Origin of the sequence: Streptomyces sp. NPDC057287, assembly GCF_042667905.1 — a bacterium.
Lineage (GTDB): Bacteria > Actinomycetota > Actinomycetes > Streptomycetales > Streptomycetaceae > Streptomyces.
In genome coordinates this window covers 182,518-196,567 of sequence record NZ_JBHUYV010000009.1, presented here as the reverse complement: position 1 = coordinate 196,567, position 14,050 = coordinate 182,518, and the positions used below count along the sequence as shown (strand labels likewise).

General features: G+C 72.1%; 10 protein-coding genes and 1 tRNA gene. 7 read left to right on the top strand and 4 right to left on the bottom strand.

Annotation, left to right across the window (positions count from 1 at the left end):
* Positions 1-38 precede the first annotated feature (38 nt).
* Positions 39-587, top strand: a complete 549-nt coding sequence (locus tag ACFUNE_RS19535; RefSeq protein WP_383569492.1) for a hypothetical protein — start codon at positions 39-41, stop codon at positions 585-587.
* Between the two features lie 58 nt (positions 588-645).
* On the top strand, positions 646-3,393 hold the full coding sequence (locus ACFUNE_RS19530) for a Tat pathway signal sequence domain protein (RefSeq protein WP_383569122.1): 2,748 nt from the start codon (positions 646-648) through the stop codon (positions 3,391-3,393).
* A gap of 31 nt (positions 3,394-3,424) precedes the next feature.
* Here ACFUNE_RS19530 and ACFUNE_RS19525 read toward each other — a convergent pair whose 3' ends face one another.
* A complete protein-coding gene (locus tag ACFUNE_RS19525) occupies positions 3,425-5,845 on the bottom strand; it encodes an SCO7613 C-terminal domain-containing membrane protein (protein WP_383569119.1) in 2,421 nt (806 codons plus the stop codon).
* A 115-nt stretch (positions 5,846-5,960) separates the two neighbouring features.
* On the opposite strand from ACFUNE_RS19525, the gene ACFUNE_RS19520 reads away from it, so the two are divergent.
* A tRNA-Val gene (locus tag ACFUNE_RS19520) sits at positions 5,961-6,032 on the top strand.
* A 62-nt stretch (positions 6,033-6,094) separates the two neighbouring features.
* Here the strand turns inward: ACFUNE_RS19520 and ACFUNE_RS19515 are convergent.
* Positions 6,095-6,820 carry a 3'-5' exonuclease gene (locus ACFUNE_RS19515; RefSeq protein ID WP_383569116.1) on the bottom strand — a complete coding sequence of 242 codons (726 nt, stop codon included), beginning with the start codon at positions 6,818-6,820 and terminating at the stop codon, positions 6,095-6,097.
* A gap of 194 nt (positions 6,821-7,014) precedes the next feature.
* On the opposite strand from ACFUNE_RS19515, the gene ACFUNE_RS19510 reads away from it, so the two are divergent.
* From ACFUNE_RS19510 to thrS, 3 genes are all read left to right on the top strand, one after another.
* Positions 7,015-7,614 (top strand): DUF4365 domain-containing protein, encoded by a 600-nt coding sequence (locus tag ACFUNE_RS19510; RefSeq protein WP_383569113.1) that lies wholly within the window; start codon positions 7,015-7,017, stop codon positions 7,612-7,614.
* On the top strand, positions 7,614-8,864 hold the full coding sequence (locus ACFUNE_RS19505) for a hypothetical protein (protein WP_383569110.1): 1,251 nt from the start codon (positions 7,614-7,616) through the stop codon (positions 8,862-8,864). Before ACFUNE_RS19510 ends, ACFUNE_RS19505 begins: the two co-directional genes overlap by 1 nt.
* A gap of 101 nt (positions 8,865-8,965) precedes the next feature.
* On the top strand, positions 8,966-10,942 hold the full coding sequence (gene thrS / locus ACFUNE_RS19500; protein ID WP_383569107.1) for a threonine--tRNA ligase: 1,977 nt from the start codon (positions 8,966-8,968) through the stop codon (positions 10,940-10,942).
* A gap of 27 nt (positions 10,943-10,969) precedes the next feature.
* Here thrS and ACFUNE_RS19495 read toward each other — a convergent pair whose 3' ends face one another.
* The gene (locus tag ACFUNE_RS19495) at positions 10,970-11,647 is read right to left on the bottom strand and encodes a potassium channel family protein (protein WP_383569104.1); all 678 of its coding nucleotides are present in this window, start codon (positions 11,645-11,647) and stop codon (positions 10,970-10,972) included.
* 66 nt (positions 11,648-11,713) lie between these two features.
* Here ACFUNE_RS19495 and ACFUNE_RS19490 point away from each other — a divergent pair, with 66 nt between their 5' ends.
* A complete protein-coding gene (locus ACFUNE_RS19490) occupies positions 11,714-12,286 on the top strand; it encodes an HIT family protein (RefSeq protein ID WP_383569102.1) in 573 nt (190 codons plus the stop codon).
* Between the two features lie 25 nt (positions 12,287-12,311).
* Here the strand turns inward: ACFUNE_RS19490 and ACFUNE_RS19485 are convergent, their stop codons facing one another.
* A complete protein-coding gene (locus ACFUNE_RS19485) occupies positions 12,312-13,982 on the bottom strand; it encodes a hypothetical protein (protein ID WP_383569490.1) in 1,671 nt (556 codons plus the stop codon).
* Positions 13,983-14,050 lie beyond the last annotated feature (68 nt).

Genomic DNA, 14,050 nt, shown 5'->3' with positions numbered 1-14,050 from the left:
CGACCAGGACCCGCACCCCGGCCGGACGTTCGCGCGCCATGGACCGCTTCGCTCTGTTCTCCGAATGCCTGCTCGTCGGAGTGTGGATCACCGTGGCCGCCCTGCCGCTGTTCACGTTCCCCGCGGCCTTCGCGGCGGGGAGCCGGCACCTGCGCCGCTACCTCGCCGGTGAGCACGGCGGCCTGCGCGAGTTCGTGGCCGACGCCCGGACGGCCGCGCGCGGCGGATGGATCGTCGGCGCGGCCGTGTGGGCCGCCGCCGCCCTGCTCCTGCTCGACCTGGCGGCCGTCCGGGCGGGGCTGCCCGGTGGCCCGCTCGTGGGAGCCGTCGGCATCATCGCCATGATCGGCTTCCTGGTCGCCGTCATGCGTGCCGCCTCCTGCTGGGAGCCCGGCGCACACTGGCCCGCCCTGCTGGCCAGGTCCGGCCGGAACACGGTCACCGACCCCGCCGGATCGCTGCTCCTCGTCTGCGGGATGGCCGTCGTCGTCCTGTCCGGCGCCCTGGTGCTGCCGCTGGCCGTCCCCGTCCTCGGGGCCGTCGCCGCCGCGGCCACCGCGGTGCGGCAGCGCGAACTCTCGCGCTGAACCGTCCCTGTCCGTCTCGTCCCCTGTTCCGATCATCCGCACGGAGAGAGGCACACCCATGTCCAGGATGCCCCGCAGAACGCTCCTGAAGGCCGCGGCAGCGGCCGGCGCGGCCGCACAGTTCAGCTGGTCCCTCGGCGCCACGCCCGCGTCGGCCGCCCCGAGCGCGGAGCGCACCGCCGAGCCGGTCTCCCTGACCTGGCTCGAGGCGGGCGGCCTCGGCGCGGCCCCCGGTTCCACCGTGGGTGTGCCCTGGCCGAAGGGGCAGTACGCGAAGGACCAGACGTTCGCGCTGTCCACGGAGGACGGGAGGGACGTCCCCGTGCAGTCGTGGACCACCGCCACCTGGCCGGACGGCTCCGCCAAGTGGACCGCGCACGCCGTCGGCCCGGAAGCCGCGGGTGCGGGGACGTTCGTCCTCGCCCCGGGCGCCCCCGCCGCGCCCGCCCACAAGGTCACCGTCAGGAACACCGGTGGAACCATCAGCGTCTCCACCGGTGTCGTCACGGCGATGATCGGGAAGACCGGCTCCTCGCTCATCACCTCCCTCACCCGCGGTTCCACCGAGATCGCCAGGGACGGCAGGCTCGTCCTGATCCGCCAGGGGGAGATCGAGGACGGCGACCAGGGACGCGAGACGTACGAACGGTTCGAGAGCGCCGTCACCTCCGCCGAGGTGGAACAGAGCGGACCGGTCCGCGCCGTCGTCCGCATCGAGGGCAAGCACCGCCGCGGGAAGCGCTCCTGGCTGCCCTTCTCCGTCCGGCTCTACTTCTACGCGGGCGCGGAGTCGTTCCGCATGGTGCACACCATCACCTTCGACGGCACCCAGGAACCCGGAAAGGCGAGCGGTGACTTCATCCGCGGCCTCGGGGTCCGCTTCACCGTCCCCATGCGGGACGAGGCGTACGACCGGCACATCCGCATCGGCGGCGAGGGCACCGGCATGCTCCGCGAGGCCGTCAAGGGCATCACCGGACTGCGCCGCGACCCCGGGGCCGCCGTCCAGGCGGCCCAGTTCGAGGGCACGAAGCTCCCGGACCCCTCCACCTGGGACCAGCGAGTCACCAGCCGTCTCCACCTCATCCCCACCTGGGGCGACTACACCCTCAGCCAGCTCTCCGCCGACGGCTTCTCCCTGCGCAAGCGCACCAGGAAGGGCCACGGGTGGATCGCCGCCGGCGGTGGACGGCGCGCCTCGGGGTTCGGCTACGTCGGCGGGGCGAGCGGCGGACTCTCCTTCGGGCTGCGCGACTTCTGGGAGAAGTTCCCCGCCCAGCTCGACATCCGCGACGCCCACACCGACGCCGCGGAGGTCACCGTCTGGCTCTGGTCGCCCGAGGCCGAGCCGATGGACCTGCGCTTCTACCACGACGGCCTCGGCCAGGACACGTACGCGGAACAGCTCGAAGGCCTCAACATCACCTACGAGGACTACGAGCCCGGCTTCGGCACCCCCTACGGCATCGCCCGTACGAGCGAACTCGTCTTCTGGGCCCATGACTCCACCCCGGGCGCCACCGCGCTGGCTCAGCAGGCCGACGCCGTCCGCACCCTCCCGCAACTGGTCGCGCCGCCGTCCCAGCTGATGGCCGCGAAGGTCTTCGGCGGACTGTTCTCCCCGGTCGACCGCTCGACCCCGGCGAAGACGAGCATCGAGGACCACCTCGACTTCCTCTTCACGTACTACAAGGACCAGGTCGACATGAGGCGCTGGTACGGCTTCTGGGACTACGGCGACGTCATGCACTCCTACGACCCCGCCCGCCACCAGTGGCGCTACGACGTCGGCGGCTACGCCTGGGACAACTCGGAGCTCTCGCCCGACCTCTGGCTCTGGTACGCCTACCTGCGGTCCGGCCGTGCCGACATCTTCCGCTTCGCCGAGGCCATGACCCGCCACACCGGTGAGGTCGACGTCTACCACCTCGGCGAGTGGGCCGGACTCGGCACCCGCCACGGCATCCAGCACTACGCCGACAGCGCGAAGCAGCAGCGCATCGCCAACACCACCTACCGGCGCTTCTACTACTTCCTCACCGCCGACGAACGCGTCGGCGACCTGATGCGGGCCAACGTCGACTCGGACGAGACCTTCCTCGCCCTCGACCCGCTCCGCAAGATACGCACCGACCCCTACACCCCCGACCGGCACGCGCTCTCCGTCGGCTTCGGCACCGACTGGAGCGGGCTGGTCTCCGCCTGGCTCACCGAATGGGAGCGCGGCGGGCCGCAGGCCGCGAAGGCCAAGGCGCGCGTCCTCGGCACGATGGAGACGATCGCCGCCCAGCCCAACGGCTTCGTCCAGGGCAGCGGCCTGTACGACCTGGACACCGGCAAGTTCGCCGTCGCCGGCGAACCCGTCGTCAGCGTCTCGCACCTCTCGGCGGTCTTCGGCCTCAACGAGCTGTGCGCCGAACTCATCGACCTCGTGGGCGCCGACGTGCCCGAGTTCGAGGGGGCCTACCTCGACTACTGCCGGTACTTCAACGCGACCAAGGCCGAGCAGGCGGAGCGCTACGGCTCCGACTTCGGCAGCCTCATCCTCTTCCAGGGCCACTCACGGCTCGACGCCTACGCCGCCGTCCGGACGGGCGACGAGAAGCTCGCCGCCCGCGCCTGGGAGAAGTTCTACGACAGCGACGGGTACAGGGAGTCCGCCCCGTGGAAGACCGAGAAGGTGACCGGCCCCGTCACCACCGTCCCCGGCACCGAGGCGAACTGGGTCTACACCAACGACACCGCCCTCTACGGCCTCGCCGCCATCGAGAACCTCGCGCTCGTCGGTGACCGGATGCCGGCCTGACACCCGGCCCTCGACGCCGGCCCCGCGGCCGTCACCGCATCCGGCCGAAGCTCTCCCGCACCCGGCGCGCGTCGCGCAGCCGCTGCTCGTAGGTCGCACCGACCGCGAGCAGCAGCAGCCCGGCGAGCGCCGGGGGCGCCCAGCGGGGAAGCGCGTCGAAGACCTGGACCACGTGCGGGGCGAGCTCGTGCAGCCCGTCCAGGGCCAGGACCGAACCGCCCAGCACCAGGGGCGCCCGCAGCCGGAGGCGCGCACCGGCCAGCGTGACCAGCAGCGCCGCGCCACCCAGCAGCAGGGGGCGGAGCCAGTGCGGATCGCCCCACGCCACCACGAGGCTCGGCACCATCGTCATCGACAGGGCGGGACCGTAGGCCACCCACGAGGAGGCGGCCGGATCCCTGCGGCGACGCAGGTACCCCACCACGAACGCGGCCAGGGACACGGGCAGCGTGTACGCCTCGGGGTCCGTCACCCCCGAGGCCGCAAGCCGCACCCACGCCGCCGCCACGAACAGCCCCGCCGCCAGATACCCGGCCGCCCGCCGGCGCTCCGGCCGCAGCGCCGTCGCTGCGGCCAGCACCCCGCACAGCCCGAGCACCAGCGCAAGGAACGCCGGATCCGTCACCGCGAGGCAGACGGCGACCACCGCGGCGAACGCCCCCGCGAGTTCCACCGGGACCGCCACCGCGGGCGTCCGCAGGCGAGCCCCGAGCAGCACCGTCACCGCTGTCACCACCAGCACCAGTGGGGCCGTGTGCGGAGCGCTCCACCCCAGCGACGCCCCCGCGGCACCGGCGAGGCCGAGCGCGCAGAGCACCGCGGCGCAGGCGAGCACCGACCGCACCGCCGCAACCCCGGAGCCGGCCGCCGAGCCGGCGAACAGCACCAGCAGCGCCCCGAGCACCGCGTACGTCGCGGGCTCCGCGGCCAGCCCCAGCAGAGCCACGCTCACCGCCCCCACCAGCGCGCAGACCAGGCAGGTGACCGCGAGCGCGCCGGGCGGCCGGCGAACCGCGACTCCCAGCACCACCCCGGCCAGCAGCAGTTCCACGCCCACCGCCACCGCGTACGGCGCGTCGGCCACCGCGAGCAGCGCCGGGACGGCGCCCCAGCCCAGTACGGCCCCGCCGGCCGCCGCAGCGACGCGCCACCCCCGCTCCGGAAGGAACTGCGGCCACCTGCGGTGCAGCGCGGCCGACATGACCGCCGCCATCAGGAGCACCACCGGGGAGGAGACCGACTCCGGCCACGGAACCGAGTGGCCCAGTGCGGCGCGGAAGCCGTCCGGCGCCCCGGACCACACCTGCGCCGTCATCGTGACCGGCCCCAGCAGCACCACGGCGACGACGGGCACGGCCCACAGCACGGCGGCCGCCACCACCGACGCCGACGCCGCGAGGACACCCCCCGTGACCGGCCGGGGGACCCGCAGGCGCAGCACCACCGACAGGGCCGCACCGCACAGCAGGTACACGACGACCGCCCAGTGCCAGGGCAGCGCGGCACCCGGCACACCACCCACTGCCGCGACCGCCGCGAGACCCGTCACGACGCCCCCGAGCACCGCGAGCTCCTTCGGCGCGCGCCACGCCCCGGACACCGCGACCACCGCTCCGGCCAGCAGCAACGCCCCCGGACCCACGGCTTCGAACGCGCCGTCGGCCGACACGGACATCCCCAGCGCCAGCGCCAGCGAGACCAGCAACGTCAGCAGCGCCCCGGCGCAGGCCGTGACCCGCACCCCGGGCCCCCGCCCCCACCGGGCCACCGCCACATCCGCGGCAGCCGTCACCAGGAGAGCCCAGCCGAAGCCGGTCGCGGAAGCCCCCGCCGCCCAGGCGGTGAACACCAGCGGGAGCTGTCCCGCCACCACCGCCGCGGGCAACGGCGTACGCAGCCGGCCGAGCAGCAGCCCGTACAGGGCCCACACCGCGACCAGCACCGCCGACGCGACCGCGGAGAACGCGATCCCGTCCGTCCGCGGCGCCGCCACCGCGTGCAGCGCGACCGCGTCCAGCACCGTGAGCACCAGGGCCAGGACGGCCACCGCCTCCGCCGTCGAGGGCAGCGAGCGGCCCAGCAGCAGTGCGGGCGCCACCAGCGCGCCTGCCGTCACCGCCGCCAGCACCGCCGAACGTCCGGCGATGCCCATCTCGCCCCAGCTGAACAGGGTGAACGCGATCGCCGCGACCGTCAGCAGCAGACCGCCCAGGACCAGCAGCACGTTCTGTGTGCCGTGCGCGGGCGCCGCCGGGGCGGACGGCCGGGGGACCGGCCCCGGAAACGGCCGGGGAGCGGCGGGCGCCGGAAACGACCGGGGAGGGGCAGGCGCGCGCAGCACGCTCAGCAGCCACGCGCGACGGTTCAGCAGCTGAACCCGGCGGGCGTCCAACCGGACCAGTTCATGATCGAGGAGAGCCAATTCCTCGGCGGGCGGCGGCACATGTCTCATGTACGGGAGTGTGGCGGGCGCCACACCCGCGGGCATGCGCTCGGATACTCAGTTCCGCCACTGAGTAGGAGTTTGAACCCTGGGCGCCGCGCCCTGTATGGTTCAACCCGTTCCCGGGCGATTAGCTCAGTGGGAGAGCGCTTCGTTCACACCGAAGAGGTCACTGGTTCGAACCCAGTATCGCCCACCCGGGAAGAGCCGGTCCGTCAGCATCACCGACGGACCGGCTTTCGCGTACCCGGGTGCGGATCAGGCCGCCGCGGGCAGCTCCGGACGCAGGGGCCACGCAGGATCGACCGCCTCCGGGGCGCCGTTCTTCTCGAACCACGCCTGCAGCCCGCGGGCCTGAGCCGCGTGCCACACCGCCTGCAGTGAATGCACCTCCGCCGGTGACAGCCGCTCCAGCCGGGCGGAGAAGCGACGGCCCACCGCCCGCACCAGTTCGAGCGACGCCGCCGCGTCCGCCGCCGCGTCGTGCGCGCCGTCCAGCGTCACGCCGTACAGCTCGCACAGGTCCGTCAGCGTGCGGCGGCCCTTGCGGTAGCGGTCCAGGTGCTTGTCCAGTACCCGCGGATCCAGCACGCAGAGCGGCTTGTTCCGCAGGTAGCCGGCCAGTGACGACGCCCGGTGACGCCTCAGCTCCCGGTCCAGCAGGGTCAGATCGAACGGTGCGTTCATCACGACCAGCGGCCGTCCCGTCGCGCACTGCTCCGCCAGCGCCCGGGCTATCTCCTCCATGACCGGTGCGGGCCACCGGCCGTTGCGCTGCAGATGGTCGTCGGTCAGACCGTGGATCTCGGTGGCGCCGGGCGGCACCGGAATCCCCGGATTGACCAGCCAGCGGGTGACGCGGAGCCGTCCGCCCGCCGCGTCCTGGACGACGAGGGCGGCCGAAACGATCCGGTCCTCCTCGACGTCCACGCCTGTCGTCTCGGTGTCAAAAGCCGCCAGCGGCCCCTCGAACCAATGCATCATCCCCGAACTCCTCGCGCCTGCTCGGCAGATGGCGGGATTCCTCTGCCCGGTTCGGTGATACCCGCGCCCTATGCCTGATACGCCGTTTACGGCCCGTCTCCTGCGGTGACAACAGAAGTGACGGGCACGGAAGTTGACCAGCCCGCCAGCGGAGACCGGGCAACCGGTCGGCACAGCCCGGAAGGCACGGAGCCATGGCGCTCGCGCAGCCGAACCCAGGGAGTCCCGCCCGCACCGAGGACCACGGGGGAAAGCCGCCGCAACAGCGGAGCACGTCACCGCTGCGCGGCACACTCGCCACCACCGCCTGCATGGAGACACTCCAGGTGGGCTACCTCCACGCGGTAGCGGCCGCGGCGGGCTGCTCGCTCTCGCAGCCCTTTCCCGACAACGGCATCGACTGGCACGTCAGCCACGGCGCCCCCGACCACACCGTCGACGACGAGGTGACCATCAAGGTGCAGCTCAAGTGCACCTACCAGATCCCCCCGCACCCACCCGGCGCCGCGTTCTCCTTCACCCTCGACAACGCCCATCTGGTGAAGCTCGCGCGCACCCCCGTGTCGGTGCACAAGATCCTGGTCGTGATGCTCGTGCCCCGCAGCCAGGACGACTGGCTGCGGGCCGGACACGACCGCCTGGACCTGCGGCACTGCTGCTACTGGACGAACCTGGCCGGCCACCCCGTGACGGGCCGGAACCGGACCACCGTACGGATCCCGACCTCGCGGATCTTCGACGACCGCGCACTCTGCGACATCATGGCCCGGGTCGGGGCGGGAGGGAGACCCTGATGCACCGGTCGACGGACGAGCCCACCGGAGGAACGGTCCCGGCGGGCAGCCGCGCACACCCGTACACCGACGGCCCGGATCCCGGGCGGACGCCGGACCCCGCCCGCGTCGACCCCGCCGTCCTCGGAGCCCTGCTCCGGCGGCACGGCTGGCACCGGCGCGGGGGCGCGCCGGGGCGCTACGGCCGCTGGGTCCCGCCCGGCCCCGCCACGTCGGGCACCAGCCTGCTCGTGCCCGACACCGCCGCCTTCCCGGACAGCGAGGACCTGCTCGCCGAAGCCCTGACCGCGCTCACCCGCAGCGCCGCCCCCTCCGCCCGCGACGTCCTCGTCGCCCTCACCGTGCCCAGCGACGAGATCCACTGGTGGCGTGACGTGCCCGAGGGAGCCGCGGGGACGGCGGGGGCCGCCGACTGGACGGACACGGACCAGCTGCGCACGGCCGCCCGCCAGATCCTGCTCGCCGGAGCCCTCGCCGTACGCGGACGGGCCGGCTACCACGGCGCCCGCCACCGCAGGAAGGCCCGGAGCGCCCTGGACGGCACCCTCGTCGGCCCCGCGGCCGACGGCCGGGCCCTCACTGCCTTCGTGCCCGTCGCCTCGGGCCGGAGCGTCGTCGTACAGCTGTACGCGGCGCTCCACGCGGCCCGCGAAGCCGTCGACTACCAGCGCGCGACCGGCGGGATGGAGGCGTTCGACGCCGCGGTCGCCGCGGGCGTCAGCCGGGAACTGACCGAGGCGGTCGTCGCCCTCGTCCGGGGATCGGAGGGCACCAGGATCACGCTGGCCTGGGCTCCCGCCGCCGGCACTCCCGCGGGCTGCCCGGCCGGCCCCGAGCCCGTCGAATTCTCCCCCGGCGACCTGCCCGCCCTCCGTCTGGCCGGGGCGCGCTACCTGCAGGACGAACCCGCCGTCGCCGTGCGGATCACGGGGGCCGTCGTGCGGCTGCGCCGCTCGGGGCCCCGCGGCCACGGCGTCGTACGGCTGCGGGTCCTGGCGGGGGCGGAGATCGCGCACGTACGGATCGAGCTCGACGAGGAGGCCTACCGGATCGCCGGCCACGCCCACCTGGTCGGGCTCCCGCTGCGCGTGGAGGGCCGGCTGGAGAACCGGGGCGGCTTCCGGAGGCTCACGGGCGCCTCACAGGTCACCCCCGTCCAGGTCGACGAGGCGGAGCGGGACAGGCTCATGAAGTCGCTCCACGAGAACGTCGACTTCTTCGAGGAGGCGTGCACGGGGGACGAGGAGTAGGCGGCCCGGTATCCCTTTCGCGTCGAGGCCCCCCGGCTCGGTACGATTCCCCTTGCGTGCGCGAGAGGAAAGCGACGCACCCCCTCAGTCAGGAGAGACCGGTGTCAGACGTCCGTGTGATCATCCAACGCGATTCCGAGCGGGAAGAGCACGTGGTGACGACGGGAACGACGGCCGCCGAGCTCTTCCCCGGGCAGCGCACCGTCGTCGCCGTGCGGGTCGCCGGGGAGCTGAAGGACCTCGCGTACGAGCTCAGGGACGGCGAGGTCGTCGAGCCCGTCGAGATCTCCTCCGAGGACGGCCTGAACATCCTGCGGCACTCCACCGCGCACGTCATGGCGCAGGCCGTGCAGGAGCTCCACCCCGAGGCCAAGCTGGGCATCGGCCCGCCGGTCAAGGACGGCTTCTACTACGACTTCGACGTGGAGAAGCCGTTCACCCCCGAGGACCTCAAGGCCATCGAGAAGAAGATGCAGGAGATCCAGAAGCGGGGCCAGAAGTTCTCCCGCCGGGTGGTCACCGACGAGGCCGCCCGCGAAGAGCTCGCAGACGAGCCGTACAAGCTGGAGCTCATCGGCATCAAGGGCTCCGCCTCCACGGACGACGGGGCGGACGTCGAGGTGGGCGGCGGCGAGCTGACCATCTACGACAACCTCGACCCGAAGACCGGCGACCTGTGCTGGAAGGACCTCTGCCGGGGCCCGCACCTGCCCACCACCCGGTTCATCCCCGCGTTCAAGCTGATGCGGAACGCGGCGGCGTACTGGCGGGGCAGCGAGAAGAACCCGATGCTCCAGCGCATCTACGGCACCGCCTGGCCCACCAAGGACGAGCTCAAGGCGCACCTGGAGTTCCTGGAGGAGGCCGCCAAGCGCGACCACCGCCGCCTCGGCAACGAGCTGGACCTGTTCTCCTTCCCCGACGAGATCGGCCCCGGCCTCGCGGTCTTCCACCCCAAGGGCGGCGTCATCCGCCGGGCCATGGAGGACTACTCGCGCCGCCGCCACGAGGAGGAGGGCTACGAGTTCGTCTACTCGCCGCACGCCACCAAGGGCAAGCTCTTCGAGAAGTCCGGCCACCTGGACTGGTACGCCGACGGCATGTACCCGCCCATGCAGCTCGACGACGGGGTGGACTACTACCTCAAGCCGATGAACTGCCCGATGCACAACCTGATCTTCGACGCGCGCGGCCGCTCCTACCGTGAACTGCCGCTGCGGCTCTTCGAGTTCGGCACGGTCTACCGGTACGAGAAGTCGGGGGTCGTCCACGGGCTGACCCGCTCGCGCGGCTTCACCCAGGACGACGCGCACATCTACTGCACCAAGGAGCAGATGGCGGAGGAGCTCGACCGGACGCTCACCTTCGTCCTGAACCTCCTGCGCGACTACGGGCTGACCGACTTCTACCTGGAGCTCTCCACCAAGGACCCGGAGAAGTACGTCGGGTCGGACGACACCTGGGAAGAGGCCACCGAGACGCTGCGCCAGGTCGCCGAGAAGCAGGGCCTCCCGCTGGTCCCGGACCCGGGCGGCGCCGCCTTCTACGGCCCGAAGATCTCGGTGCAGTGCAAGGACGCCATCGGCCGGACCTGGCAGATGTCGACCGTGCAGCTGGACTTCAACCTGCCGGAGCGCTTCGACCTGGAGTACACCGGCCCGGACGGCACCAAGCAGCGCCCGGTCATGATCCACCGCGCGCTGTTCGGATCCATCGAGCGCTTCTTCGCCGTGCTGCTGGAGCACTACGCGGGCGCGTTCCCGGTCTGGCTCGCCCCGGTCCAGGCGGTCGGCATCCCGATCGGCGACACCCACATCCCGTACCTCCAGGAGTTCGCCGCCGAGGCGCGCAAGAAGGGGCTGCGGGTCGAGGTGGACGCCTCCTCCGACCGGATGCAGAAGAAGATCAGGAACCACCAGAAGGCCAAGGTGCCCTTCATGGTCATCGTCGGTGACGACGACATGAACGCGGGCACGGTGTCCTTCCGCCACCGCGACGGTTCGCAGGAGAACGGCATCCCGCGCGACGAGGCCATCGCCAAGCTCCTCGACGTGGTGGAGCGCCGCGTACAGGTCTGATCCGTACGGAAGGAGGCCCCCGGAGAGCTACGCGCTCCCCGGGGGCCTCTTCTCGTCCTCCCGCTGGAACACCTGCACCAGCCACGAGGAGAACGAACCCGTCACCGCTCCCAGCAGCGCCAGCCCGCAGGCCATCAGGAAAGCCGCGATCACCCGGCCCACCGGCGTCACCGGCACGGCGTCGCCGTACCCCACCGTCGTGAGCGTCTCGCACGCCCACCACACCGCGTCGCCGAACGTCCGGATCGAAGCGCCCGGGGCTCCCCGCTCCTGGTAGTACACCGCGAGCGCGGCGGAGAAGCCCAGCAGCCCGGCGGTCAGGCCCGCGTACGCCATCACCCGGGCGTACAGAGTCAGCCGCGGCCTGTCGGTGCGCTTCTGCACCGCCGTGTAGACCTTCACCATCCGCAGAGGGCGCAGCAGCGGCAGGAGGAGGACGACCGTGTCCAGCCAGTGGACGTGGACGAAGCGCCTCCCGAGGCCGCTGAGCCGCAGGCGCACGCAGTAGTCCACGGCGAAGAGCAGCCAGGTCGCGGCGACCAGCGCGAGGGCGATGTCGCGCCAGGGCTGGGCGCCGACGGGGGCGAGGACGCGGACCGTGTAGCCGGCGAGGAAGACCAGTGCCCCGGCGAAGAGCGGCACCTCGGTGCGCTGCTCCCACTCCTTGAGCCGGTCGGGGACGGGGGCTGCGGGGCGGTCGTTCATGGCGCCAGCATCGCGGTGCGCGGACGGGGTCCGCCCCGGCGACACGCGCGGTGGGAGCGACGCAATATGCTGACGGGCATGACGAGTGAGCCGGAACAGCAGATCGGAGTGGGGACGCCCGACGCGTTCCAGCGCCTGTGGACGCCCCACCGGATGGCCTACATCCAGGGTGAGAGCAAGCCGAGCGGCCCGGGAGCCGGGGACGGCTGTCCGTTCTGCGAGATTCCGTCGAAGTCGGACGAGGACGGGCTCATCGTCGCCAGGGGCGAGCGGGTCTACGCCGTGCTCAACCTGTACCCGTACAACGGCGGGCATCTGATGGTGGTGCCGTACCGGCACGTGGCCGACTACACGGAGCTGGACGGCCCGGAGACCGCGGAGCTGGCCGACTTCACCAAGCGGGCCATGGTCGCGCTGCGGGCCGCCTCAGGGGCGCACGGCTTCAACATCGGGATGAACCAGGGTGCGGAGGCGGGCGCCGGCATCGCGGCCCACCTCCACCAGCACGTGGTGCCCCGCTGGGGCGGGGACACCAATTTCATGCCGGTCGTCGGACACACGAAGGTGCTCCCGCAGTTGCTGGGGGACACCCGGACGATGCTGGCCCGTGTGTGGCCCGCCGAGCTGCCGTCGGCCTGAGCGGGTTCTCCGCCCCGGGTGGGGGTCAGGCGTCGTAGACGTCGGCCTTCCTCGGGGCGGCGTCCTGGACCATGCCGCTGAGGATCGAGGAGCGGGTGTCGAAGCGGTCGGTGGCGACGCCGTGCTCCGTCAGGACCCGCTTGGCGGCGGAGTGCACCACGCGCAGCACCGGGGTGGCCGCACGCATGGCGTCGTCGGCCATGAAGCGGTGCCCCCACGGCTTGGCCGCCCAGGCGTGGCGCAGGCCGAACGGCTCGGGCAGGACGATCTTTCCGCCCAGGTAGTCGAGCAGGGGGGGATACCAGGTCAGCGGAGCCCGGAGGGCGAGCCGGACGACCTCGCTCGCCTTGATGAGGGGAAGCGCGACCTTCCGCGTCTCCCAGAACCTGACCGCCTTCTTCACCGTCTTGGTCGGCGCCTCCGGCTTGGTGAGGAAGAGCCCGTGGACGGGACCCAGGGCGTGCCCGGTGACCTCGATCCGCAGGGTCTCGTGGAGCACGGTGACGGTGATCAGCATGGTGATCACCAGCTGGCCGTCCCAGAGGGTGAACTGCACGCCCAGGTAGTGCCGGTCGCCGCTGCCGAACTGCTGGTGGTTGCAGATGCGCTGTATCTCGTGGGGCTTGACCTGGAACGTGGCGACGTCCTCGCCCGCGGGGCGGGAGACGGAGTCCGCGTTCTCCCCGATGGGGGAGACGATCCAGTGCTTGACGGACGGCGTGGGGAAGCCGCCGGTGTTCAGCGGGCCGCGCTCCAGCAGCTTCAGCTGGTCGTGGATGGCGCGCACGACGTCCCAGCTGCGGAACTGGTGGATCTCCTTGGCGGGGTCCGCGGGGGTGAGCTCCTCGGCGAGATGCCAGCCGCCCCACCGGGTGCCCATTCCCAGGATGCCCTTGGGGCCGGCGTAGAAGACGGCGTTGGACTGCTGCTCGGCGGCGAGCTTCTCCAGGCTCTGGCGCATCGCCTCGCGTGCGGTCTCGTTGGGACTCCTGGGCGCGGCCTCGGGGATCTTCGCGATGACGCCGGCGCCGGACAGGAGTCCCTCCCAACGGGCCCGCAGGTCGCGCACGGACGTCTCCGCGATCCGCTTGGCGAGCAGCCAGCCGATCACCGGGGCGATCGCCGAGGCGCGCAGATAGAGGGCCGGGAGCCCGGTCAGCGGCATGGCGATCAGGAAGATCGCGGCGAGGCCGCCGAGCACCACCAGCAGGATGCCGCCGAGGGCCTGGAAGAACTTGTCCGTGGACTTGTTGAGGGAGTCGCGCATCCGGAAGGCGAGGACCCAGAAGAGCATCCCGGGCAGGAACAGGACGCCGAAGACGACGGTCACCAGGGTGAGCTTCCGGTCACGGGCCTTGCGCAGACCGTTCGCGGACAGACAGTGTTCGACGACGGTCTGCGGGTCGGTGCCGAAGGACTGGATGAGCGCGGCCCGGCCGCCGCCGAGCATGCGTTCCTGGACGGCGCGGGAGAAGGCCTCGCCCAGATTCGGCTTGAAGTAGTCGGACTTGAACAGCTTCGACTCGCCCGATTTGACCTCGGACTTGTGCCACTCGCTGTTGGCCTTGAGGATCTCCTTCACGTCGCTGTCGCGGTACGCGGCGGAGGCGAGGGCGTTGGTCGCCACCGCCTGCGCTCCCGCACCCTGGAGCGGGATCTGCGCTCCGGGAGAGAAATCGAATCCGTCGTTGGCCACTGTCGCCCCCACTCGCCCGCACGGTCTGCTCCTGCGGCTGTTCCCAACTACCGTACGTCGCACACCTT